The following is a 22,637-nucleotide window of genomic DNA, read 5'->3' on the forward strand; positions in this document are numbered from 1 at the left end:
AAGGTGCCTCCGCGCAAGATCAATCTCGTCGAAGCCGCCGAAGGCATAAGCGGGGTTTTCCAGCCCCACATCGTCGGAGACGTCAACGATTCCCAGGTCAAGATCGCCAAGTTCGGCGAAATCTTCGACTGGCACGCCCATGACGAGGAAGACGAGGGTTTTCTCGTCCTGCGCGGACGCATTGCAATCGACTTCAGGGACGGCTCGGTGGAACTCGGCGAAGGCGATTTCATGGTGGCGCCGAAAACGGTGGAGCATCGTCCGCGTTCGCTGACGCACGAACCTGTCGTGCTGATGTTCGAGCCCGCGACCACCCTGAACACCGGCAACGCCGCGAGCGATCTTACCGTTTCAGAACTCAACCGACTTTAGGAAGAATAATGTCCATTCTCGTCAACAAGGAAACCAAGGTTCTCGTCCAGGGGCTGACCGGCAAGACAGGAACCTTTCACACGGAACAGGCGCTCGCCTATTACGGCACGAAGATGGTCGGCGGGATTCACCCGAAAAAGGGCGGTGAAACCTGGACGGGCAAGGTTGGTGACGGATCAGCGGATCTGCCGATCTTCGCAACTGTCGCAGAAGGCCGCGATGCGACGGGCGCCGACGCCTCCGTCATCTACGTTCCTCCGGCAGGCGCCGCCGCTGCGATCATCGAGGCGATCGACGCCGAGATCCCGCTCATCGTCTGCATCACCGAGGGCATCCCGGTTCTCGACATGGTCAAGGTCAAGGCGCGGCTCGACAAGTCGAATTCGCGGCTGATCGGACCGAACTGCCCGGGCGTTCTGACCCCCGAGGAATGCAAGATCGGCATCATGCCGGGCAATATCTTCAAAAAGGGATCCGTGGGCGTTGTTTCGCGCTCGGGAACGCTTACTTACGAAGCGGTGTTCCAGACGTCGAACGCCGGGCTCGGTCAGACAACGGCCGTCGGCATCGGCGGCGACCCGGTCAAGGGCACCGAGTTCATCGACGTGCTGGAGATGTTCCTGGCGGACGACGCGACGACGTCGATCATCATGATCGGCGAGATCGGCGGATCGGCCGAGGAAGACGCAGCGCAGTTCCTGGCCGACGAGGCGAAGAAGGGCCGCAAGAAACCGACCGTCGGCTTCATCGCCGGCCGCACGGCGCCTCCGGGCCGCACCATGGGACACGCCGGCGCCGTCATTTCCGGCGGCAAGGGCGGCGCGGAAGACAAGATCGCGGCCATGGAAGCGTCCGGCATCACGGTGTCGCCGTCTCCGGCGCAACTCGGCAGCACGCTCGTCGAGGTGCTGAAGGGCTAAGACAAAGACGGGCGGCGAAAGCCGCCCGAGACGCCTGTGCGGCGGTTGACGCCGGCAGGCGAGGCTCCGTTAACGGAGTTGTGACGGATCTCCGCCTTCCTGTCGGGAAAAAGGGTTCCGTTGCGATATGAAACGTGACTAGTGTAGGGCGCGTCCGGGATGCGCCGCAATTTGGTTTAGGCGAGGCCCCGGAAGGGGCAATCGAGTGGCGGCTGGCAGGGCCGTCGGCAAGTTCAAGGAGGCGGAAATCTCCGCAAAAGGCTGATGTCAAGACAGCAAGCCAACGAAGCCTTCCAGGCGACATCCTTTCTCTACGGAAGCAACGCATCATACATTGAAGACCTGTATGCCCGCTACGAGGACGACCCGTCTTCCGTGCCGGACGAGTGGCGCTCGTTCTTCGGCGCCTTGCAGGACGACGCGGACGCCGTGCACAAGGCCGCCAGGGGCGCATCCTGGAAGAAGCCGAACTGGCCCATCCAGGCCAACGGCGAACTCGTGTCCGCGCTCGGCGGCGACTGGGGCGCGGTCGAAAAACACATCGAGGGCCGGCTGAAGGAAAAGGCCGTCGACAAATCGGCGGCGCTCGCTGATGTCGACGTCCTGCAGGCGACGCGCGATTCCGTGCGCGCCATCATGATGATCCGCGCCTATCGCATGCGCGGCCACCTGCACGCTAATCTCGATCCGCTCGGAATCGCCGAGGCCAAGGAAGACTATAACGAACTGTCGCCGGAAAATTACGGCTTCACCCCGCAGGACTATGACCGGCGCATCTTCCTAGACAATGTGCTGGGCCTGGAATACGCCACCATCACCGAGATGCTGGAGATCCTGAAGCGAACCTACTGCTCGACGATCGGCGTCGAGTTCATGCACATCTCCAATCCGGAAGAGAAGTCCTGGATCCAGCAGCGCATCGAAGGTCCCGACAAGGGCGTTGATTTCACCAAGCGCGGAAAGATGGCGATCCTGCAGAAGCTGGTCGAGGCCGAAGGCTTCGAAAAGTTCATCGACGTCAAGTACAAGGGAACCAAGCGTTTCGGCCTCGATGGCGGCGAATCGCTCATTCCCGCGCTCGAGCAGATCATCAAGCGCGGCGGCGGCATGGGGCTGAAGGAAATCGTCCTCGGCATGTCGCATCGCGGTCGTCTCAATGTGCTCAGTCAGGTCATGGGCAAGTCGCACCGGGCGATCTTCAACGAATTCAAGGGCGGCTCCTACACGCCCGACGACGTCGAGGGTTCCGGCGATGTAAAATACCATCTCGGCGCCTCTTCGGACCGGGAATTCGACGGAAACAAGGTGCATCTGTCGCTGACCGCCAACCCGTCGCATCTCGAAATCGTCAATCCCGTCGTCATGGGCAAGGCGCGAGCAAAACAGGATCTGCTTACCGGCGCCCGGCGCAGCGAGATCGTGCCGCTTTCCGAGCGCGTGAAAGTCCTTCCGCTGCTGCTGCACGGCGATGCGGCCTTTGCTGGCCAGGGCGTGGTCGCCGAGTGTCTCGGCCTTTCGGGTCTGCGCGGGCACAGGGTCGCCGGCACGATCCATGTGATCGTCAACAACCAGATCGGTTTTACGACCAATCCCCGCTTCTCGCGGTCCTCGCCCTATCCGTCGGATGTGGCGAAGATGATCGAGGCGCCGATCTTCCACGTCAACGGCGACGATCCGGAAGCCGTGACCTACGCGGCGAAGGTCGCGACCGAATTCCGCATGACCTTCCACAAGCCGGTGGTCATCGACATGTTCTGCTATCGCCGCTTCGGCCACAATGAGGGCGACGAGCCGGCGTTCACCCAGCCGATCATGTATGACCGGATCCGCTCGCACGAGACCACGGTCGAGATCTACTCGAAAAAGCTGATGGCCGAAGGTCTGTTGACCGAGGAAGAACTGGAAACGATGCGCGCCGACTGGCGCGCCTATCTCGAAGAGGAATTCGAGGCGGGCCATTCCTACAAGCCCAACAAGGCTGACTGGCTGGATGGCGCCTGGTCGGGTATGCGGGTCGCCGACAACCAGGACGAAAAACGCCGGGGCAAGACTGCGCTCACCGTCAAGCAGCTCAAGGACATCGGCCGCAAACTGTCCACCGTTCCGGACGATTTCAACGTCCACCGCACGGTCAAGCGGTTCATGGATCATCGCGCGCAGATGATCGAGACCGGCGAGAATATCGACTGGGCGACGGCGGAAGCGCTGGCCTTCGGGTCGCTGGTGCTGGAAGGCAATCCCGTGCGTCTGTCCGGTCAGGACGTGGAGCGGGGAACATTCTCGCAACGTCATTCGGTCCTCTACGACCAGAAGGACGAAAACCGTTACATCCCGCTGAACAATCTCGGTTCCGGTCAGGCGCTCTACGAGGTCATCAACTCGATGCTCTCGGAAGAAGCGGTGCTCGGCTTCGAATACGGCTATTCTCTTTCGGAGCCGAATGCGCTGACGCTCTGGGAAGCCCAGTTCGGCGATTTCGCCAACGGGGCGCAGGTCGTCTTCGACCAGTTCATCTCGTCCGGTGAGCGCAAATGGCTGCGCATGTCCGGTCTCGTCTGCCTCCTGCCGCACGGCTATGAAGGCCAGGGTCCGGAGCACTCCTCGGCTCGTCTCGAGCGGTTCCTGCAGCTCTGCGCCGAGGACAACATGCAGGTCGCCTACTGTACGACGCCGGCTAACTACTATCACGTCCTGCGGCGGCAGATGAAGCGCGACTTCCGCAAGCCTCTGATCCTGATGACGCCGAAATCGCTGCTTCGCCACAAGCGCGCCGTCTCCCAGCTTTCGGAGATGGCCAGCGAAAGCTCGTTCCACCGCTTGCTGTGGGACGACGCCGAAACGCTGAAGGATCAGCCGATCAAGCTGCAGAAGGACAACAAGATCCGGCGCGTCGTCATGTGCAGCGGCAAGGTCTATTACGACCTCTACGAGGAGCGCGAACAGCGCGGCGTCGACGACATCTACCTGCTGCGTCTCGAACAGCTTTATCCGTTCCCGGCCAAGGCGCTGATCAACGAATTGTCCCGCTTCCGCCAGGCTGAAATGGTCTGGTGCCAGGAAGAGCCCAAGAACATGGGCGCATGGGCGTTCATCGATCCCTATCTGGAATGGGTGCTGGCGCATATAGACGCCAAGTATCAGCGCGTGCGCTATACGGGTCGGCCGGCGGCCGCCTCTCCGGCGACCGGACTGATGTCGAAGCACAAGGCGCAACTCGAAGCGTTCCTTGAGGATGCGCTCGGCAACTGACGATCCTCAGCAACGAAACTGACATAACGGAAAAATATCATGGCCACTGAAATCCGCGTTCCCACTCTGGGAGAATCCGTTTCAGAAGCAACGATCGGAACCTGGTACAAGAAAGTCGGCGACGCCGTCGCCGTCGATGAGGCGCTCCTTGAGCTCGAAACCGACAAGGTGACGATCGAGGTTCCGGCGCCGACCGCCGGCACGCTCTCCGAGATCGTCGCCAAGGAAGGCGACACCGTCGAGGTCGACGCCATCCTCGGACAGATCGCCGAAGGCGCGGCGGCCGCCGCCAAGTCCGAACCGGCAAAGGAAAGCAAGGAAGAACCGAAGGCCGGGGCTAAGCCGGCGTCTGCTGAAAAACCGGCCGCAGCCGGAAAGACAGACATGCCGCCGTCGCCGTCAGCGGCGCGGATGATGAAAGAAAAGGACGTCAGGCCGGAGCAGGTCGAAGGCACCGGCAAGCGCGGCCAGGTCCTCAAGGGCGACGTCATCGACGCCATCGAAAAGGGTTTCGACCAGTCGCCGCAGCCTGCGCCGGCGGCGGTCGCCCGCCCGGCTTCGCCGTCGGAAGACGAGACGCGCGAGGAACGGGTCAAGATGACCCGCCTGCGCCAGACCATCGCGCGGCGTCTGAAGGACGCCCAGAACACGGCGGCGATGCTCACCACCTACAACGAGGTGGACATGACGGCCGTCATGGATCTGCGCAAGAAGTACAAGGACCTCTTCGAGAAGAAGCACGGCGTCAAGCTTGGCTTCATGGGTTTCTTCACGAAGGCCGTATGCCACGCGCTGAAGGAAGTTCCGGCGGTCAATGCGGAGATCGACGGCGCTGAGATCATCTACAAGAATTTCTGTCATATCGGCGTCGCCGTCGGCACCGACAAGGGCCTCGTGGTGCCGGTCGTGCGCGACGCGGACGCCATGTCGATCGCCGAAATCGAAGCGGAAATCGCCCGCCTCGGCCTGGCCGCCCGAGACGGCAAGCTCGACATGAAGGACATGCAGGGCGGCACTTTCACGATTTCCAACGGCGGTGTCTACGGTTCGCTGATGTCTTCGCCGATCCTCAATGCGCCGCAGTCGGGCATCCTCGGAATGCACAAGATCCAGGAGCGGCCGATGGCGATCGGCGGCCAGGTGGTCATCCGCCCGATGATGTATCTGGCGCTGTCCTACGACCACCGGATCGTCGACGGCAAGGAAGCCGTGACGTTCCTGGTGCGCGTCAAGGAGAGCCTTGAAGATCCGGAACGTCTCGTCCTCGATCTCTGATCCGGCCGCGGATCGGAAAACGGAAACGGAACTGTGATGAAACCGCTTGCCGCCATAGCGCCGGTCGCCATTCTCTTTTTCGGAGTGGGGGAAACCGGAGCGGCGTCATCCGCCGGCGGCAAGACCGGACGGACCTGTCCTCTGGTGCTCGCCGCCTATCAGGCGGCGGATCAGGCGATCCTGCTGGAGTTTCGGGGCGACAATGCCAGGAGTTTCCGCGTCGTGGTTGACGGCCTCGATACGGCGCTCGATGGCTACGTCTTTCCCGATGACGCCGGCGAAGGCGAACTCGGCGTCGTTCTCGACAACTGCCCGGAAGGCGATGTGACGGGGAACGATCTGTCGCAGTGCCGGATCTGGCAGGGGCCCATGTTGGCCTCCGACGCCGACGGCGCGACATCGCCGCTCTCCGGTCACGACCAGCCGGCGAGCCCGCGGGTCGTCATGCAGGGACTGGACGAGGCGCTGACGCAGTCGGCCCTTTTCGAAGAGGCGGGTCTGCCGGCAATCGAATTCAAACATCTGTTACTCTATGCCTGTCAGGAATAGCTGAGCGAAAGGATTGGCCATAATGGCTTATGACGTCATCGTAATCGGAGCCGGACCCGGTGGTTATGTGTGCGCGATCAAGGCGGCGCAACTCGGCCTCAAGACGGCGGTCGTCGAAAAGCGCGACACGCTCGGCGGAACCTGTGTGAATGTCGGCTGCATACCCTCCAAGGCGATGCTCCACGCATCCGAAATCTATGCGGAGGCGGGCCACAGCTATGAGGCTCTCGGCGTCGGCATTGGCGATCTCAAGCTCGACCTCGGCAAGATGATGGATCACAAAACCACGACCGTGAAATCCAACACGGACGGCCTCAACTTCCTTATGAAGAAGAACAAGATCGACGTGCACCGGGGCTCCGGAAAGATCGCCGGCCCCGGCAAGGTGTCGGTGACCGATGGCGAGGGCAAGGTCAGCGAACTTGAGACGAAGAACATCGTGATCGCCACGGGATCGGACGTTGCCGGCATTCCCGGTCTCGACGTCAAGATCGACGAGAAGGTCATCGTTTCCTCGACCGGCGCTCTGGAGCTTGACAAGGTGCCCGCGAAGATGGTCGTCGTCGGCGGCGGCGTCATCGGGCTGGAGCTCGGATCCGTGTGGTCGCGGCTGGGCGCCGAAGTCACCGTCGTGGAGTTCCTCGACAAGATCCTCGGGCCTATGGACGCGGAGGTGTCTAAACAGTGTCAGAGACTGTTCGCCAAGCAGGGCCTGAAATTCCAGCTTGGCGCCAAGGTTACGGCGGTCGAAAAGGCCGGCGACGGCGCCAGGGTCACGTTCGAGCCGGTCAAGGGCGGCGAAGCGGTGACGCTCGAGCCCGACGTGGTGCTGATTTCGACAGGACGCAAACCCTATGCGGAGGGTCTCGGTCTCGACGAAGCCGGCATTGAAACCGACAAGGTTGGCCGGGTCGAAATCGACAATCACTATCGCACCAATGTTTCCGGCGTCTACGCGATCGGCGATGTGGTCGCCGGACCGATGCTCGCCCACAAGGCGGAGGACGAGGGCGTCGCGGTCGCCGAAATCATCGCCGGCAAGGCGGGACACGTGAATTACGATGTCATTCCGGGCGTCGTCTATACCCAGCCGGAAGTCGCTTCCGTCGGAAAGACCGAAGAGGAGCTGAAGGCTGCGGGCGTCGACTACAAGGTCGGAAAGTTTCCGTTCTCGGCGAATGGCCGGGCGCGCGCCATGCTGCAGCAGGACGGCTTCGCCAAGGTGCTGGCAGACAAGCGGACCGACAGGATCCTCGGCGTTCACATTATCGGCTTCGGCGCCGGAGAGATGATCCATGAGGCCTGTGTGGCGATGGAGTTCGGCGGCAGCGCCGAGGATCTGGCGCGCACCTGTCACGCTCATCCGACGATGTCGGAATCCGTCAAGGAGGCGGCGCTCGGCGCCTGGGACAAGACGATCCACATGTGATCCTCGCCCGGGCGGTTATCCGGATCAGTCCACGGCCGTCAGCGTATAGCCGCTCTTGCGCAACAATTCGACAAGCCCGTCATCGCCCGGCAGGTGAAGGGCGCCGATGGCGAGGTAAGCGTTGCCTTCGTCGATAATTGGCCCTGCGCGTTCGACCATCGTGCGGTTGCGCTTGTTGATAAGCTCATCCTCGAAAATCGCGGTCTGGGCGTCTCCGTCCGGAAAGCCATAGATTTTCGACATCTGGGCGAGCATGGGCATGATGGCTGCTATCCGGCGTTCCAGATAGAGCGCCGTCATGGTTTCGTGGAGATCCTCCATACGATCGTCCAGGGCCGCGGTGGCTATCAGCATGTCGACCTGTGAGTCCAGCGGCGCCGCGTTGATCGCCCTGAACTGTTCCTCGATGGCTTCAAGCCCCAGCAGTTTCTTGCCGCTGTCGGCGGCGTCTCCGGCGAGTTTCATATCCAGCAGCATGGCGCCGGCCTGCATGTATTTTGCATCGCAGTCGCGCGTGGAAAGCATGCTCATCACAAGCCAGGGCCGCATTTTGGAAACCGAAATATAGGGCACGCCTTTTCGGCGCAGGGCAACCTTGAGCACGGCCGTTTCCTCCTCGTCGAGGATGTCGCCCAAGGTCTGGCCATCGGGAAGCGCGGAAAATTCGGGATTGCCGAACAGGACGCCAGCAAGCTTTTCCGGATTCTCGCCGATCTCCTTGACTTCGACGGCTATGACGTCCGCCTTGTCGAACGCCTCTCGCGCCGCTGGCGTCATCGCCGTGATGCGCGGATCTGCGACATGCATGGTTCCAAACAGCCAGGACGGTTCGACGCCGTCCTTTTCGATCCGCCAGAGCAAGCCTTTGCCGTTGACGGTTTCGGCTTCCGCCGCTTCGATCGCTGCAATCGCTTCCGGATGATCTGCTTCGAGCGATGGCATCAGGTTTTCGCCCTGACAGACGATTTCCTGCGCCCGCGCGGTTTCGACGGCGGAAGCGAGGATTGCGACAAAGGAGACAAGAAACGCCAGATGCGCCGCTGACAGGGTTTTGAGGAGCATCCGCATGCGCGGCTCTGCATCGAAATGGCCTGATAGCGGTTTCATGAAAGGCTCCTGCGCAATGTGTTGGTCGGGCGATCTGAATGCATGTTCGGCAATGGCTGCGCCCGAACCTTTATGGCCAATCGCATGATGTTCTTAAAAGATCGTGTCAGGCGCGCGGGTGCGCCTTCTTGTAGGCGTCGAGCAGGCGGGCCGTATCGACTCCTGTATAAATCTGCGTGGTCGACAGGCTCGCATGTCCCAGCAATTCCTGGATCGAGCGCAGATCGCCGCCTCCGGCGAGAAGATGGGTGGCGAAGGAATGACGCAGTGCATGCGGGGTGGCGCTGTCCGGCAGGCCAAGCGCGCTGCGCATTTTCCGCATTTCCTTCTGGATGATTGCGGGTTGCAGCGCGCCGCCGCGTACGCCGCGAAACAGCGGCGCGTCGGTTTCCAGCGTCCAGGGACAGAGCCTGCTATAGTCCGCGACGGCCTCCCGGGCGACCTCCAGAAGCGGGACAATCCGGGTTTTGCCGCCTTTGCCGGTTACGCTCAACGATGTTTTGTCTGCGGTCAGGTCGGACGGCGTCAGCGCAAGCGCTTCGGATATGCGCAGGCCGCAGCCATAGAGCAGCGTCATTACGGCTGCGTTGCGCGCCGCGACCCAGGGTTCTTCGGCAAGCTGGCTGTCGAACTCGGTCAAAGCGACGGCCTGGGCGTCCGTCATCGGTCGCGGCAGGGATTTGGGCTGGCGCGGCGCGCGCATCGCGTTGACGCCGGCGGCGTTGACCAGTCTCCGTTTCTGCAAAAAGCGTAAGAAAGACCGGATCGCCGCAAGCCCGCGGGCAACGGTGCGGTTTCCCGCGCCGTCGCCGCGCCGCGCGGCAAGAAAGGCGCGAATATCGGCGGGTCTGAGTTCCGACAGGTCGGCAAGGTTGGGCGCGCCGCCAAGATGACCAGTCAGGAAGGCGAAGAACTGGCGCAGATCGCGCTCATAGGCTTCCAGCGTGTTGCCGGCCAGTCGGCGCTCGGAAGACAGGTGCTCAAGCCAGGCCTGCGCCTGCGTCAGCAGATCCGGCCTTGCATGTACTAAAAATTCATCTTGTTTCATGGGCGCCGGAATTCAATTTGAAAAAGGAATCATTTACGCTCCGTGAAGTAGGTGATTCGGCTGGCGGCCCGAATCTGAAGTTCCTGCAGCAGACTGTTGAAATGATGGATGGATCTTCGATTCTACTACACTAGCCAAGCCCGATTCATGGCATTATATGATATCCGGCCCCTCAGAAGACACTATTGTCCAGCCGAGGCGTTAGATTTAAGTTAATGCGTAAATGACTGTGCAACGTCAGTATATCCAGTTGTAAGGGGAGGCGCCCGCGCGTGTCATTATGAGTACACATTCGGCTGTAATAGACTCATAGCGTACTAGCGGGGAACCATCATGTCACAGAAGCGGTTTCAACTGACGGGCCTCGATTCTTTGGCAGACCGGATCGCCCTTTATTCATACGGGCAGCCGGGCCATATCGTCGATCAGTTGATCGCAGAGCGCGGCGAGAAGATCGTCAACAACCCGTTCTGGCCGGTTCTGCGGCCGATGCTCTATATGATCCTGCACTACCGCCAGGCGATCGAGTTCGCCGACGCCATCGCCAATCTACCCGGCTATGACGCGATGCAGTTCGCCAGCGACATGCTCAATCTCGAAATCAAGGTTGAGAATGGCGAGCGGATTCCTGAAAAAGGCGGATTTGTTCTCGTCAGCAATCACCCGACCGGCATCGCCGACGGCGTCGCGGTGTTCGATCTGCTGAAAGTACGCCGTCCCGACATGATGATCTATGCGAATCGCGACGCGCTTCGCGTCAATCCGCGTTACGTGGAGATCATCATCCCGGTCGAGTGGCGCGACGAATTCAAGAGCAAGCTGAAAGCGCGCGAAACGCTGCGCCTGACCAATCATGCGGTCAAGGAAGGCAAGGCGACCGTTCTGTTCCCGTCGGGCCGCATCGCCTACTGGGAGAACGGCAAGCTCAACGAGCGCCCATGGAAACCGTCCGCCGTCGGCCTTGCGCGCAAGTACAACATGCCGATCCTTCCGGTGCATATGTCGGCCCGCAATTCCGGCCTGTTCTACTGGCTGTCGCGCTGGTCGACGGAACTGCGCGATATGACCGTGTTCCACGAAGTGCTCAACAAGAAGAGCAAGACCTTCAATTTCAAGATCGGTCACCTCATCCAGCCCGATGAGCTCGACGGCGATCCGGCGGAAGTCACCAAGGCGCTCGAACGCCATTGCGTACACGGTCTGCCCGAAGACGCAGGCCGTCGATTCAAACTCGAATCCTGACGGACGCCCCCGATTTCCATGTATCTGAGATCGATGCGCGCCGAACATTACCGGTCGTTGCGGGCGATTCGCATGGATCTTGGACCGGTCAACCTCTTCGTCGGGGCGAACGGCGCCGGAAAGTCCAATCTCTATCGCGCCCTGCAACTGATCAAGGCCGCGGCTGATGGACAGCTCGCCCACGAGATCGCCGCAGAGGGCGGAATCTATTCGGCCTACTGGAGCGGCGACACGCCGAAGCACAAGAAGGCGCGGATCAGGCTTTCGGCCGAAATCGTCGATGAGGAACGCGGCGTTGTCTACACCTACGAGGTCGAATGCGGTTTCCGCCCTCCCAAGGCGGCGGCGGGCTTCACCCACGAAGCGCAGGTCAAGGCGGAGCAGCTCAGCGTCGACACAGGGCGCCGACCGCATGTGATGATGCGCCGCGAGCGCGCCCACATTTCAGTGCGCAATGCGGACGGCCGCATGGAAGATTATCCGGACGCTCCGCTGGTCTCGGAAACGGCGCTGTTCCTTCTGGGCGACGCCGGCCATTATCCGGAAATCAGCACGGTGCGCCACACGCTCGGACAATGGCGCTTCTACCACGGATTCAGGACCGACGCAGGTTCACCGCTTCGCCAGCCCTGCCGGCCGGTGACCGCGCCGATGCTCGACGAGGACGGCGCCAATCTCGCGGCCGTCTTCGCAACGCTCGCCCACACAAGGCAGGACACGATCGATCTCGACCGCGCCGTCTACGACGCCTTCGGCGGCGCAGCCCTGTCTGTGCCCGAACCGGACGAGACGGCGGAGTTCGGACTTGTCGTTCCGGATTTCCCGCACCGGATATTCAAGCCACGGGAGCTGTCGGACGGCCAGATCCGTTTTCTCGCGCTGGCGGCGGCGCTGCTGTCCTATCGGCGACCCAGATTTATTGCGCTGAACGAACCGGAGGCGAGCCTTCATCCCGATATGCTGCCGGCGCTCGCCGCCATGATCGGGCGCGCCTCGGCAGACAGCCAGGTCTGGGTGGTGACCCATTCGACCGTTCTCGCAGAGGCCATCACCGAGCGCTGCGGCGCGCGTGCGCGGACAGTCATACGCCGTGACGGCGCAACGGATATCGAAGGCCTGTCGATTACCGGCGAAATGCGCGACGAGGAAGATTAGGCGACGGGTTGTCGCGGTTCATCAACCGTGTTCAGAACAAAAAAAGAACATTATTGCTGCGGTTCAGGGCGTTTTGTGCTATCATACACCTTACAAGCGATCGTGTGAAAAGCCGGCGGGACTGGTTGATCTCAAGCGAAAAGCGGGATTCCCGAAACAAAGCCAAATCGCACGAGAGATGAAAAAGCCTGATTCCCGAAACGAAGCCAGACTTGCTTGAAGAGCTCGAAACCCCGGATTCCCGAAACAAAGCCAGATTTGGCCATATAGTGCAGATATTATAAATTATTCAATAAAAACAATTGTTTATGTATTAGCGTCTGCTTTCGATATCGGAGAATCGTCAGGATCCGCGAATGTCTACGTCGCGAATCCCTGTTCGAATAGCGTCAGATCAGCCGATGTTCTGGCCGGTCTTGGCCCAGTCCGCCAGGAAGGCGTCGAGGCCCTTGTCGGTGAGCGGATGCTTGACCAGCGCCTTCAGGATCGCGGGCGGCACGGTCGCGACATCGGCGCCGATCAGCGCTGCGTCCTTGACGTGATTGACGGTGCGGATCGAGGCGGCCAGGATTTCCGTGTCGAAGTCGTAATTGTCGTAGATCGTGCGGATCTCCGAAATCAACTCCATGCCGTCGATGCCCATATCGTCGAGCCGTCCGAGGAAGGGCGAGATGAAGGTCGCGCCGGCCTTGGCGGCAAGCAGCGCCTGATTGGCGGAAAAGCACAGCGTGACATTGGTTTTGTGACCGTCGGAGGTCAGCGCCTTGCAGGCCTTCAGCCCGTCCATGGTGAGCGGCAGCTTGATGCAGATATTGTCGGCGATCTTGGCGAGAAACGCCGCCTGTGTCAGCATTTCCCTGTATTCCGTCGCCGTGACTTCCGCCGAGACCGGTCCGTCCACGATATCGCAGATTTCCTTCGTCACCTCGACGATGTCGCGACCCGATTTCATGATCAGCGACGGATTGGTGGTCACGCCGTCCAGCAGTCCGGTGTCGTTCAGTTCCCGGATTTCGCTGACATCGGCCGTATCGACAAAAAATTTCATGGTTTCCTCGCCTGACAAAGCGGTTTGACTTTTTTGATGGCTTCCCTTTAACCCAATCGCGGGGCAAGGTCACCAGTACAATGAAAGATTCGCGGCAATTGCAGATCGGCCTGCCGGCAACCGAAACCGTGCCGGTCATGGTGCCGGTTCCGACCCCTCGTCCCTATAGCTACGCCGTGCCGGAAGGCATGCAGGCGCGGCCGGGCGACGTGGTGCAGGTGCCGCTCGGGCCGCGCCAGGTCGCCGGCGTTGTCTGGCATGGCGAGACGGACGGCGTGGCCTCTGCAAAGCTGAGGCCGATCACCCAGGTCTTCGACTGTCCGGCGATATCGGAGGAGATGCGCCGTTTCATCGACTGGGTTGCAGCCTACACGCTGTCCCCGCCGGGCATGGTCGCGCGCATGGCCCTGCGGGCGCCCGCGGCGCTTGAGCCTGAGCCGCCGGAAAAGGGGTTGCGTTTGACAGAGAGCCGGCCGGAGCGGATGACGGCGGCGCGCGAACGGGTGATCGAAATGGCGGGCGACGGTTTTGCCTGGACCAAAACCGGGCTCGCCCACGCCGCCGGCGTAAGCGCCAGCGTCGTCGAGGGCCTGGTGAAGCAGAACGTGCTGGAAACCGTTCTCATTCCGCCCCGGCCGGTCGTCGCCGAGCCGGATGTCGGCTACGCCGAGCCGAAACTCAGCCCCGCACAGCGTTCCGCCGTCGAAGAGCTCGTCGAATTCGTCGCAGCTAGTCCGCCGAAAACCACGCTCATCGACGGCGTCACCGGATCGGGCAAGACCGAGGTTTATTTCGAGGCGGTGGCCGATCGCCTCGCGGCGGACCGTCAGGTCCTTATCCTCCTGCCCGAAATAGCCCTGACCGCCACCTTCCTCGAACGTTTCGAGGCGCGATTCGGCAGCCGTCCGGCCGAATGGCATTCCGACGTGACCCCCCGCATGCGTGAAAAGGTCTGGAGACAGGTCGCAAGCGGCGAGATCCGGGCAGTGGCCGGCGCCCGTTCTGCATTGTTTCTGCCGTTTCGTGAACTCGGACTGATCGTCGTCGACGAGGAGCACGACACCGCCTACAAGCAGGAGGACCGCGTTCACTACAACGCCCGTGACATGGCCGTGGTGCGCGGGCATCTCGGCCGCTTTCCCGTGGTGCTCGCCTCGGCGACCCCGTCGATCGAAAGCCGGGTCAATGCGGATACGGGCAAATATCATCATATCCGGCTGCCGGAACGCTTCGGAGGGGCGGCCTTGCCGGATATCGATTGCATCGACATGCGTCGCCACCCTCCGGAACGCGGCGGTTTTCTCTCGCCCGTGCTCATCGGTGAAATCCGGCAGACGCTCGAGCGGGAAGAACAGTCGCTGCTGTTCCTCAATCGGCGCGGCTACGCGCCGCTGACGCTATGCCGGGTTTGCGGTCATCGTTTTGAATGCCCAAACTGCTCGGCCTGGCTCGTCGAGCACCGGTTTCGCGGTCAGCTGCAGTGTCATCATTGCGGCCATCACGAACCGGCGCCCGAGGCCTGTCCCGAATGCGGCGCGCTCGACCATCTGGTTGCTTGCGGTCCCGGCGTCGAGCGGATCGCGGAAGAAGTCGACCGGCATTTTCCGGACGCCCGCACCATCGTGCTGTCCTCCGACATGCTGGGGGGGGTGAAGCGGCTGCGCCTGGAGCTTGAGGCGATCGCCAATGGCGAGGCGGATATCGTCATCGGCACGCAGCTTGTCGCCAAGGGTCACAATTTTCCGCTTATGACGCTGGTCGGGATCGTCGATGCGGATCTGGGTCTCGGCAATGGCGACCCGCGCGCCGCCGAGCGGACCTTCCAGCTTCTGTCGCAGGTCTCGGGGCGCGCGGGCCGCAGTGGTCTCGCGAGCCGCGCTTTCCTGCAGACCTATCAGCCACAGCATCCGGTGATCTCCGCCATCGTGTCCGGTGATCCGGAAACCTTCTATGAACGCGAGATCGCCGAGCGGGAAAGAGCGGGCCTGCCGCCATTCGGCCGGCTTGCCGCGCTCATTGTCTCGGCCGCGCACCGGAGCGAGGCGGAAAATCATGCGCGGGACCTGCGCCGCGCCGCGCCTGGCCTGGCCGACATTCGCGTGCTCGGTCCGGCCGAAGCGCCGCTGGCGCTGGTCCGTGGGCGCTATCGCTACCGGCTGCTTGTCCACGGACGCAAGCAGTCGGATATTCAATCCTATGTCGCCCGGATGATCGAAGCCGGACCAAAGCCGCGCGGCTCGGTCCGGGTGCAGATCGATATCGATCCGCAGAGTTTTCTGTAATTGCGCTATTGTCGCGACGGAGCGATTCGCGTTCGCGGCAGGAGGGTCACCATGATCGAATTTCCCTATCCCACATCGACCGGCGAGGCACTGGCCTTTGCAAGCGCTGCGGCGACGGCGCTGTTGGGACTCATGGTGTTCGTTCTGCCGCGGCTTACGTTGCGTGCAATGGGAATCGGAACCGTCGCGGGCCGGGATGACGCGGTCGCCGAGATCCGGTCGGTCATGGCCGGTTTTCTGCTGGCTGGCGGTATTGGCTCAATCATGTTCGCGCAGCCCTTCGTCTATCTGGTGCTCGGCGCGTCCTGGGCGATCACGGTGCTCGGACGCGTCGTGACTGCTGTCGTAGACCGGGGTTTGTCGCGGATCCAGGTGTTGCAGACAGTGATCGAGCTGCTTCTGGCGGCAGGGCCGCTGGCCTATGTCTTCCAGCTCGTCTAAGCTTGCGCAATTCTGCATGGCTGGCGTGTCGAATACGCCGTGAAGGCCTGTTGAATTTTCGGATTTCGATCAGCATATCAATAATGTATTCAGACAGCCAATGCCAAGCCTGTCGACCTGACACGACTGCCTGATGAACTCGAACAAAGAGGAATTCAGTCATGAAACGCTCAACAATACTATCAGCAATCGCCGGCTGCACGCTGATCGCAGCCACCGCCGTTCCACTGGCAAGCGCCAATGCAGCGCCTCCCCCTCCGCCGCATCATGGCGCCGTGGTCGTCGTCCTGCCGCATCAGCCGGCTCCTCCGCCCCCGCCTCCGCCGCATGGTCATCCGACGGTCATCGTGGTCAAGGCTCCGCATAACCCGCCCCCTCCGCCTCCACATCCGGTCTATTGACCGCTCAAAGCCAAAAGCGGAGAGTATGAAACAATGGCTGTCGCATCCGCGGCGGCCATTTTCCTTGAAAGGCCCTGAACCGCCGCATTTCCGGCGTTTGCGGTTTTTGCCAGCGTTGAGCGACTCTTTTGTCCACGCTCATCCAAAAGCATGTGTCAAAGCGTGTTGCGACTCCCACATAGCTATGCTAGACGAGGCTCGAATTTCCGGCGGGGCATTGTGGAAACTCAATTCGCGCCGGAAAAAATCGAAACAAATTCAAAGATTTGCAGAATCTCAGGATTCTGATTCCATATCTTCGAATTCAGTTCAGAGATAATTGTGCCCGTGGCAGACACAACTTCGCTCATATCCGGTGTTGCGCAACGCTATGCATCATCGCTTTTCGAGCTGGCATTGGAAGGAAAATCCGAACAAGCCGTTGGTGACGAACTGACCCGTCTCGAGACCATGATTAGCGAGAGCGAGGACTTTCGCCGGCTGATCGAAAGCCCGGTCTTCTCCGCAGAGGAGCAGTTCAAGGCCATCTCGGCCATCGCCGAAAAGGCGGAATTCCAGGGTCTGGTCGGAAACTTCCTGCGCGTCGTTGCGCGCAATCGCCGGCTTTTCGCCATTCCGGGCATTATCCGGGCCTACCGCGCCATTGCCGCAAAGCATCGCGGCGAAGTTTCGGCGGAGGTCGTCTCCGCCCGCAAGCTGACGGCGGCCCAGGAAAAAGAACTTGCGGAAGCGCTGAAAAGCGTGACCGGAAAAGACGTGGCAGCCAATGTCACCGTCGACCCGTCGATCCTCGGCGGTCTGATCGTCAAGATCGGGTCGCGTCAGATTGACACATCCATTCGAACAAAACTCTCCACCCTTAAGCTTGCACTGAAAGAGGTCGGCTGATGGACATCCGCGCCGCGGAAATCTCCGCAATTCTAAAAGATCAAATCAAAAACTTTGGCCAGGAAGCGGAAGTTTCCGAAGTCGGACAGGTTCTGTCCGTCGGCGACGGCATTGCCCGCGTCTACGGTCTGGACAACGTCCAGGCCGGCGAGATGGTGGAATTCCCCGGTGGAATTCGCGGCATGGCGCTCAATCTCGAAGTCGACAATGTCGGCGTCGTGCTGTTCGGTTCCGACCGCGACATCAAGGAAGGCGACACCGTCAAGCGGACCGGCGCCATCGTTGACGTTCCCGTCGGCAAGGAATTACTCGGCCGCGTGGTCGACGCCCTCGGCAACCCGATCGACGGCAAGGGTCCGATCAAGGCGACCCAGCGTTCGCGCGTCGACGTCAAGGCGCCTGGCATCATTCCGCGCCGCTCGGTGCATGAGCCGATGTCGACCGGACTGAAAGCCATCGACGCGCTGATCCCGATCGGCCGCGGCCAGCGCGAGCTCGTTATCGGCGACCGCCAGACCGGCAAGACCGCCATCATTCTGGACACTTTCCTCAACCAGAAGCCGATCCACGACAACGGTCCGGAAGAAGACAAGCTCTACTGCGTCTACGTCGCTGTCGGCCAGAAGCGCTCCACCGTCGCGCAGTTCGTGAAGGTTCTCGAAGAGCGCGGCGCGCTTGAATATTCGATCATCGTCGCCGCGACCGCTTCCGATCCTGCTCCGATGCAGTTCCTGGCGCCTTTCGCCGGCTGCGCGATCGGCGAATACTTCCGCGACAACGGTATGCACGCCCTGATCGGCTACGATGATTTGTCCAAGCAGGCTGTCGCCTATCGCCAGATGTCACTGCTGCTCCGTCGTCCGCCGGGCCGCGAAGCCTATCCGGGCGACGTCTTCTATCTCCATTCGCGCCTGCTCGAACGCGCCGCGAAGCTCAACGCCGACAACGGCTCCGGTTCGCTGACGGCCCTGCCGGTCATCGAAACCCAGGGCAACGACGTGTCGGCGTTTATTCCGACCAACGTGATCTCCATCACCGATGGCCAGATCTTCCTGGAAACGGACCTGTTCTATCAGGGCATCCGTCCGGCGGTGAACGTCGGTCTGTCCGTGTCCCGCGTGGGTTCGTCCGCGCAGATCAAGGCGATGAAACAGGTCGCCGGATCGATCAAGGGCGAACTGGCGCAGTATCGCGAGATGGCGGCCTTCGCCCAGTTCGGCTCCGACCTCGACGCCGCGACCCAGCGTCTGCTCAATCGCGGCGCGCGTCTGACCGAACTGCTCAAGCAGCCGCAGTTCTCGCCGCTCAAGACGGAAGAGCAGGTGGCTGTGATCTTCGCCGGAGTGAGAGGCTATCTCGACAAGCTTCCGCTCAACCAGGTCAGCAGCTTCGAGCAGGGTCTTCTGTCCCACATGCGTGGCGACGGCAAGGACGTGCTTGAAGCCATTCGCACCGAAAAGGCGCTGACCGACGAAATCACCGAAAAGCTCAAGGCAGCAATCGATGATTTTGCCAAATCCTTCGCCTGAACGATAGCCGACGGCTGAACAACGAGAACGGACGGATAACGGATGCCTTCACTCAAGGATCTGAGAAACCGGATAGCCTCGGTCAAGGCGACGCAGAAGATCACCAAGGCGATGCAGATGGTCGCCGCGGCGAAGCTGCGTCGCGCCCAGGAAGCGGCCGAAGCCGCGCGTCCCTATTCCCAGCGCATGGGTTCTGTGCTCGCCAACATCGCGAATGCAGTGTCGGACGGGGATGACACGCCGCGGCTGATGACGGGAACCGGAAGCGACCAGACCCATCTCCTGGTGGTTTGCACGGCCGAACGCGGCCTCTGCGGAGGCTTCAACTCGCAGATCGCGAGACTGGCGCGCGAGCACGCCCGCTCCCTGATTGCCGACGGCAAGGAGGTCAAGATCCTCTGTGTCGGCAAGAAGGGCTACGACATTCTGCGCCGCGACCTTGGTTCGCATATCATCGACCGCGTCGATCTGCGCGAAGTCAAGAATATCGGCTTTGTCAACGCAGACGAGATCGCCCGCAAGGTGATCGGGCTGTTCGACGAAGGCGCGTTCGATGTCTGCACCCTTTTCTATTCCGAGTTCAAGTCGGTCATCAGCCAGATACCGACCGCCCAGCAGCTCATTCCGGCGAGCCCCGCCGGCGAGAGCGACGATGCGGATCAGGACGCGTCGGCTGTCTACGACTACGAGCCGGACGCCGGATCGATCCTCAATGATCTGATACCGCGCAACATCGCCGTGCAGATTTTCGGCGCGTTGCTGGAAAACAATGCGTCCGAGCAGGGCGCGCGCATGTCCGCCATGGACAATGCGACCCGCAACGCCGGTGAGATGATCGACAAGCTGACGCTGAGCTACAACCGCCAGCGCCAGGCGCAGATCACCAAGGAACTGATTGAAATCATTTCGGGCGCCGAGGCGCTCTGAGACTCTTGAATGAGGTAGTACGATTATGGCCAAGGCAACCACAAAAGCCGGTGTAACCGGCACCGTGACGCAGGTGATCGGCGCTGTCGTCGACGTCGCGTTCGAAGACCATCTTCCGGCGATCCTGAACGCACTGGAAACCGACAACCACGGCGTTCGCCTGGTCCTCGAGGTCGCGCAGCATCTCGGCGAGAACACCGTCCGCACCATCGCGATGGACTCCACCGAAGGTCTGGTCCGCGGTCAGCAGGTCGTGGACCTGGGTCAGCCGATCGCTGTTCCGGTTGGTCCCGAGACACTCGGCCGCATCATGAACGTCATCGGCGAGCCGATTGACGAGGCAGGCCCGGTCAAGACCTCCGACACCCGCGCCATCCACCAGGAAGCTCCGGCCTATGTCGATCAGTCGACGGAAGCTGAAATCCTGGTCACCGGCATCAAGGTCGTTGATCTGCTGGCGCCTTACGCAAGGGGCGGAAAGATCGGCCTGTTCGGCGGCGCCGGCGTGGGCAAGACGGTTCTCATCCAGGAACTGATCAACAACGTCGCCAAGGCGCACGGCGGTTACTCCGTCTTCGCAGGCGTTGGCGAGCGCACCCGTGAAGGCAACGACCTTTACTGGGAAATGATTGAATCCGGCGTGAACAAGGATCCGAAGGAAAACGACGGATCCGTCGAGGGTTCGAAATGCGCCCTGGTCTTCGGCCAGATGAACGAGCCGCCCGGCGCCCGCGCCCGCGTTGCGCTTTCGGGTCTGACAATCGCTGAACATTTCCGTGACGAAGGTCAGGACGTGCTGTTCTTCGTCGACAACATCTTCCGCTTCACCCAGGCGGGTTCCGAAGTGTCCGCGCTTCTCGGCCGTATTCCTTCGGCCGTGGGTTACCAGCCCACGCTGGCGACCGACATGGGCGTTATGCAGGAGCGCATCACCACCACCCACAAGGGATCGATCACCTCCGTGCAGGCCGTATACGTTCCGGCCGACGACTTGACCGACCCGGCGCCTGCGACCTCCTTTGCCCACCTGGACGCAACGACGGTTCTCAACCGTGCGATCTCGGAAAAGGGCATCTATCCGGCCGTGGATCCGCTCGACTCCACGTCGCGCATGCTCGACCCGATGATCGTTGGCCAGGAACACTATGACATTGCCCGCCAGGTGCAGTCGATCCTGCAGCGCTACAAGTCGCTTCAGGACATCATCGCCATCCTGGGCATGGACGAACTGTCCGAAGAAGACAAGATGACGGTTGCCCGCGCCCGCAAGATCGAGCGCTTCCTGTCGCAGCCCTTCTTCGTCGCCGAAGTGTTCACCGGTTCGCCGGGTCAGTTCGTCGACATCGAAGACACGATCAAGAGCTTCAAGGGCCTCGTCGAAGGCGAGTACGACCATCTGCCGGAAGCTGCCTTCTACATGGTCGGCGGCATCGACATGGCCGTCGAAAAGGCACAGAAGCTCGCTGCGGAAGCAGCCTGATTGATGCGGCGACGGGGTCCGGCAATGACCCGGCCGCCACGACCGAACGGGAAATGACGTCCGATGGCTGACAGTTTCAATTTCGAGCTCGTATCTCCGGAGCAGTTGCTGCTTTCGGAAGCCGTGTCGCAGGTGATAATACCGGGCACCGACGGTGAAATGACCGTCATGGCTCATCACGCGCCGACGATGACGACGATCAAGCCGGGAATCGTCTCGGTGACGACCGATTCCGGAGAGAACCAGCGCTACGTCGTCTTTGGCGGTTTCGCCGACATCCTGCTCGACGGCTGCACGCTGCTTGCCGAATCCGCTGTGCGGGTCGAGGACATCGACAATGAAGCCCTGAAGCAGCGCATTCAGGACACGCGCGAAGACCTGGCGGACGCCAAGACCGATGCGGACAAAACACGAATCGCCGAGCACCTCGATCATCTCGAAACGCTGCAGAACGCCGTCTAGGCCGGTGCAAAAGAAGCTGACTTTCTAGGCGGGCTCGTGGCCCGCCTTTTGTTTGTGAACCGCAGTGTCCGACCATGACCCGGCAACAGGCGAAACCGCGAAGCTTTTGGCCGACGCTGCTGGTCGCCTTTCTGTTTTATCTGCCGGCCGCCCTGTTGTGGATCGGAAGACCAGTGGCTGGCGTCGTCGCTTCGATTATCCAGTGCCTGGTCTACATCGCAATCATTCGTTACCTCATGTGGCTGATTTCGAGCGATATGGCCTTGGAACAGATAGTGTATTGGTACGGCCCGGTCATGTTCGGCGGCTTTGTCTATTTCCTCTTCTCCATCGAGATCCCGTTGCGCCTGCGCCTGCGTTCCCTCCCTCAAACGCGTCTTTCGGAACTTCCCTATGTGATCGGTATCGGCGTTGTTCCTTCCTATCTGGTCGCAATGATTCTGGTGTATTTCCAGTAGAGATCGCTCATACTCCAGATTTCCTTCAGCCAATCGCCAAGGTCATGCTTATGATCTGCCATGGCCGTGTCGGCCTTGATTCGAGGAGAGTTTCATGACCGCAGACAACGTCATTTTCATTCAGCCGCTGGTCGCGCTGATCGCCGGGATCATCATTCTGATCGCGCCGCGCACGCTCAACTATATCGTGGCGGCCTATCTCATCATCTTTGGCCTGACCGGCCTTTATCCGCATCTGTTTGGTTAGAGCAGCGGGCGATTAGTATGCAACGCATCCTGTTGATCTGAAGTAGTTCCAGCATTCTTGCGGTGTGAACAGGCTGCAGACATGTCCGACGGCCTTCCAAAGGTCTTCATATGTTCGAGCTTTCGCCT

At 61.1% G+C, this 22,637-nt stretch carries 21 protein-coding genes; 18 read left to right on the forward strand and 3 right to left on the reverse strand.

The window, feature by feature from the left end:
- The first annotated feature begins 3 nt into the window (after window positions 1-3).
- The 6 genes from AAFN47_RS19475 (at window position 4) to lpdA (ending at window position 7,794) form a co-directional block, all read left to right on the forward strand.
- On the forward strand, window positions 4-372 hold the full coding sequence (locus AAFN47_RS19475; protein WP_499810914.1) for a cupin domain-containing protein: 369 nt from the start codon (window positions 4-6) through the stop codon (window positions 370-372).
- 8 nt (window positions 373-380) lie between these two features.
- Complete coding sequence (gene sucD / locus AAFN47_RS19480; RefSeq protein WP_499810915.1) at window positions 381-1,292, forward strand: succinate--CoA ligase subunit alpha; 912 nt, start codon at window positions 381-383, stop codon at window positions 1,290-1,292.
- Window positions 1,293-1,556: 264 nt separating this feature from the next.
- A complete protein-coding gene (locus AAFN47_RS19485; protein WP_499810916.1) occupies window positions 1,557-4,541 on the forward strand; it encodes a 2-oxoglutarate dehydrogenase E1 component in 2,985 nt (994 codons plus the stop codon).
- A 39-nt stretch (window positions 4,542-4,580) separates the two neighbouring features.
- Window positions 4,581-5,816 (forward strand): 2-oxoglutarate dehydrogenase complex dihydrolipoyllysine-residue succinyltransferase, encoded by a 1,236-nt coding sequence (gene odhB / locus AAFN47_RS19490; RefSeq protein WP_499810917.1) that lies wholly within the window; start codon window positions 4,581-4,583, stop codon window positions 5,814-5,816.
- 36 nt (window positions 5,817-5,852) lie between these two features.
- Window positions 5,853-6,365, forward strand: coding sequence for a hypothetical protein (locus AAFN47_RS19495; protein ID WP_499810918.1), 513 nt, complete (start codon window positions 5,853-5,855; stop codon window positions 6,363-6,365).
- A 22-nt stretch (window positions 6,366-6,387) separates the two neighbouring features.
- Window positions 6,388-7,794, forward strand: coding sequence for a dihydrolipoyl dehydrogenase (gene lpdA, locus AAFN47_RS19500; protein ID WP_499810919.1), 1,407 nt, complete (start codon window positions 6,388-6,390; stop codon window positions 7,792-7,794).
- 24 nt (window positions 7,795-7,818) lie between these two features.
- Here the strand turns inward: lpdA and AAFN47_RS19505 are convergent, their stop codons facing one another.
- Both AAFN47_RS19505 and AAFN47_RS19510 read right to left on the reverse strand, forming a co-directional pair.
- Window positions 7,819-8,901, reverse strand: a complete 1,083-nt coding sequence (locus AAFN47_RS19505) for a TraB/GumN family protein (RefSeq protein ID WP_499810920.1) — start codon at window positions 8,899-8,901, stop codon at window positions 7,819-7,821.
- Window positions 8,902-9,007: 106 nt separating this feature from the next.
- Window positions 9,008-9,949: a tyrosine recombinase XerC gene (locus tag AAFN47_RS19510; RefSeq protein WP_499810921.1), complete on the reverse strand. Its 942-nt coding sequence runs from the start codon at window positions 9,947-9,949 to the stop codon at window positions 9,008-9,010.
- A gap of 333 nt (window positions 9,950-10,282) precedes the next feature.
- Between AAFN47_RS19510 and AAFN47_RS19515 the strand changes: the two genes are divergently transcribed.
- Together AAFN47_RS19515 and AAFN47_RS19520 are read left to right on the forward strand one after the other, a co-directional pair.
- A complete protein-coding gene (locus AAFN47_RS19515) occupies window positions 10,283-11,191 on the forward strand; it encodes a GNAT family N-acetyltransferase (RefSeq protein WP_499810922.1) in 909 nt (302 codons plus the stop codon).
- Between the two features lie 18 nt (window positions 11,192-11,209).
- On the forward strand, window positions 11,210-12,346 hold the full coding sequence (locus AAFN47_RS19520) for an AAA family ATPase (protein WP_499810923.1): 1,137 nt from the start codon (window positions 11,210-11,212) through the stop codon (window positions 12,344-12,346).
- A gap of 394 nt (window positions 12,347-12,740) precedes the next feature.
- Here AAFN47_RS19520 and fsa read toward each other — a convergent pair whose 3' ends face one another.
- Window positions 12,741-13,394 (reverse strand): fructose-6-phosphate aldolase, encoded by a 654-nt coding sequence (gene fsa / locus AAFN47_RS19525; RefSeq protein ID WP_499810924.1) that lies wholly within the window; start codon window positions 13,392-13,394, stop codon window positions 12,741-12,743.
- 137 nt (window positions 13,395-13,531) lie between these two features.
- Here fsa and AAFN47_RS19530 point away from each other — a divergent pair, with 137 nt between their 5' ends.
- The 10 genes from AAFN47_RS19530 to AAFN47_RS19575 all read left to right on the forward strand — a co-directional run bounded on the left by AAFN47_RS19530 (window position 13,532) and on the right by AAFN47_RS19575 (window position 22,509).
- On the forward strand, window positions 13,532-15,676 hold the full coding sequence (locus tag AAFN47_RS19530) for a primosomal protein N' (RefSeq protein ID WP_499810944.1): 2,145 nt from the start codon (window positions 13,532-13,534) through the stop codon (window positions 15,674-15,676).
- A 51-nt stretch (window positions 15,677-15,727) separates the two neighbouring features.
- Entirely contained in the window at window positions 15,728-16,117 is a 390-nt protein-coding gene (locus tag AAFN47_RS19535; protein WP_499810925.1) for an AGROH133_08824 family phage infection protein, read from the forward strand.
- A gap of 161 nt (window positions 16,118-16,278) precedes the next feature.
- On the forward strand, window positions 16,279-16,518 hold the full coding sequence (locus AAFN47_RS19540; RefSeq protein WP_499810926.1) for a hypothetical protein: 240 nt from the start codon (window positions 16,279-16,281) through the stop codon (window positions 16,516-16,518).
- A 327-nt stretch (window positions 16,519-16,845) separates the two neighbouring features.
- Window positions 16,846-17,406 (forward strand): F0F1 ATP synthase subunit delta, encoded by a 561-nt coding sequence (locus tag AAFN47_RS19545; RefSeq protein WP_499810927.1) that lies wholly within the window; start codon window positions 16,846-16,848, stop codon window positions 17,404-17,406.
- The gene (atpA, locus tag AAFN47_RS19550; RefSeq protein ID WP_499810928.1) at window positions 17,406-18,935 is read left to right on the forward strand and encodes a F0F1 ATP synthase subunit alpha; all 1,530 of its coding nucleotides are present in this window, start codon (window positions 17,406-17,408) and stop codon (window positions 18,933-18,935) included. The genes AAFN47_RS19545 and atpA overlap by 1 nt, the downstream gene beginning before the upstream one ends.
- 42 nt (window positions 18,936-18,977) lie before the next feature.
- Window positions 18,978-19,862, forward strand: coding sequence for a F0F1 ATP synthase subunit gamma (locus tag AAFN47_RS19555; protein WP_499810929.1), 885 nt, complete (start codon window positions 18,978-18,980; stop codon window positions 19,860-19,862).
- Window positions 19,863-19,887: 25 nt separating this feature from the next.
- Window positions 19,888-21,342 carry a F0F1 ATP synthase subunit beta gene (gene atpD, locus AAFN47_RS19560; protein ID WP_499810930.1) on the forward strand — a complete coding sequence of 485 codons (1,455 nt, stop codon included), beginning with the start codon at window positions 19,888-19,890 and terminating at the stop codon, window positions 21,340-21,342.
- Window positions 21,343-21,405: 63 nt separating this feature from the next.
- A complete protein-coding gene (locus AAFN47_RS19565) occupies window positions 21,406-21,804 on the forward strand; it encodes a F0F1 ATP synthase subunit epsilon (protein ID WP_499810931.1) in 399 nt (132 codons plus the stop codon).
- Between the two features lie 74 nt (window positions 21,805-21,878).
- Window positions 21,879-22,262: a hypothetical protein gene (locus AAFN47_RS19570; RefSeq protein WP_499810932.1), complete on the forward strand. Its 384-nt coding sequence runs from the start codon at window positions 21,879-21,881 to the stop codon at window positions 22,260-22,262.
- Between the two features lie 94 nt (window positions 22,263-22,356).
- A complete protein-coding gene (locus tag AAFN47_RS19575) occupies window positions 22,357-22,509 on the forward strand; it encodes a DUF3096 domain-containing protein (RefSeq protein WP_499810933.1) in 153 nt (50 codons plus the stop codon).
- The last annotated feature ends 128 nt before the right edge of the window (window positions 22,510-22,637 follow it).

Origin of the sequence: Hoeflea sp. CAU 1731 (assembly GCF_039888615.1) — a bacterium.
Taxonomy (GTDB): domain Bacteria; phylum Pseudomonadota; class Alphaproteobacteria; order Rhizobiales; family Rhizobiaceae; genus Flavimaribacter.

Coding starts and splice junctions, on each gene's coding strand:
- sucD (WP_499810915.1), top strand. CDS start 381: ATGTCCATTCTCGTCAACAAGGAAACCAAGGTTCTCGTCCAGGGGCTG.
- AAFN47_RS19505 (WP_499810920.1), bottom strand. CDS start 8,901: ATGAAACCGCTATCAGGCCATTTCGATGCAGAGCCGCGCATGCGGATG.
- atpA (WP_499810928.1), top strand. CDS start 17,406: ATGGACATCCGCGCCGCGGAAATCTCCGCAATTCTAAAAGATCAAATC.
- odhB (WP_499810917.1), top strand. CDS start 4,581: ATGGCCACTGAAATCCGCGTTCCCACTCTGGGAGAATCCGTTTCAGAA.
- AAFN47_RS19515 (WP_499810922.1), top strand. CDS start 10,283: ATGTCACAGAAGCGGTTTCAACTGACGGGCCTCGATTCTTTGGCAGAC.
- AAFN47_RS19565 (WP_499810931.1), top strand. CDS start 21,406: ATGGCTGACAGTTTCAATTTCGAGCTCGTATCTCCGGAGCAGTTGCTG.
- AAFN47_RS19530 (WP_499810944.1), top strand. CDS start 13,532: ATGGTGCCGGTTCCGACCCCTCGTCCCTATAGCTACGCCGTGCCGGAA.
- AAFN47_RS19555 (WP_499810929.1), top strand. CDS start 18,978: ATGCCTTCACTCAAGGATCTGAGAAACCGGATAGCCTCGGTCAAGGCG.
- AAFN47_RS19520 (WP_499810923.1), top strand. CDS start 11,210: ATGTATCTGAGATCGATGCGCGCCGAACATTACCGGTCGTTGCGGGCG.
- AAFN47_RS19495 (WP_499810918.1), top strand. CDS start 5,853: ATGAAACCGCTTGCCGCCATAGCGCCGGTCGCCATTCTCTTTTTCGGA.
- AAFN47_RS19575 (WP_499810933.1), top strand. CDS start 22,357: ATGACCGCAGACAACGTCATTTTCATTCAGCCGCTGGTCGCGCTGATC.
- fsa (WP_499810924.1), bottom strand. CDS start 13,394: ATGAAATTTTTTGTCGATACGGCCGATGTCAGCGAAATCCGGGAACTG.
- lpdA (WP_499810919.1), top strand. CDS start 6,388: ATGGCTTATGACGTCATCGTAATCGGAGCCGGACCCGGTGGTTATGTG.
- AAFN47_RS19485 (WP_499810916.1), top strand. CDS start 1,557: ATGTCAAGACAGCAAGCCAACGAAGCCTTCCAGGCGACATCCTTTCTC.
- AAFN47_RS19535 (WP_499810925.1), top strand. CDS start 15,728: ATGATCGAATTTCCCTATCCCACATCGACCGGCGAGGCACTGGCCTTT.
- AAFN47_RS19510 (WP_499810921.1), bottom strand. CDS start 9,949: ATGAAACAAGATGAATTTTTAGTACATGCAAGGCCGGATCTGCTGACG.
- AAFN47_RS19540 (WP_499810926.1), top strand. CDS start 16,279: ATGAAACGCTCAACAATACTATCAGCAATCGCCGGCTGCACGCTGATC.
- AAFN47_RS19570 (WP_499810932.1), top strand. CDS start 21,879: ATGACCCGGCAACAGGCGAAACCGCGAAGCTTTTGGCCGACGCTGCTG.
- atpD (WP_499810930.1), top strand. CDS start 19,888: ATGGCCAAGGCAACCACAAAAGCCGGTGTAACCGGCACCGTGACGCAG.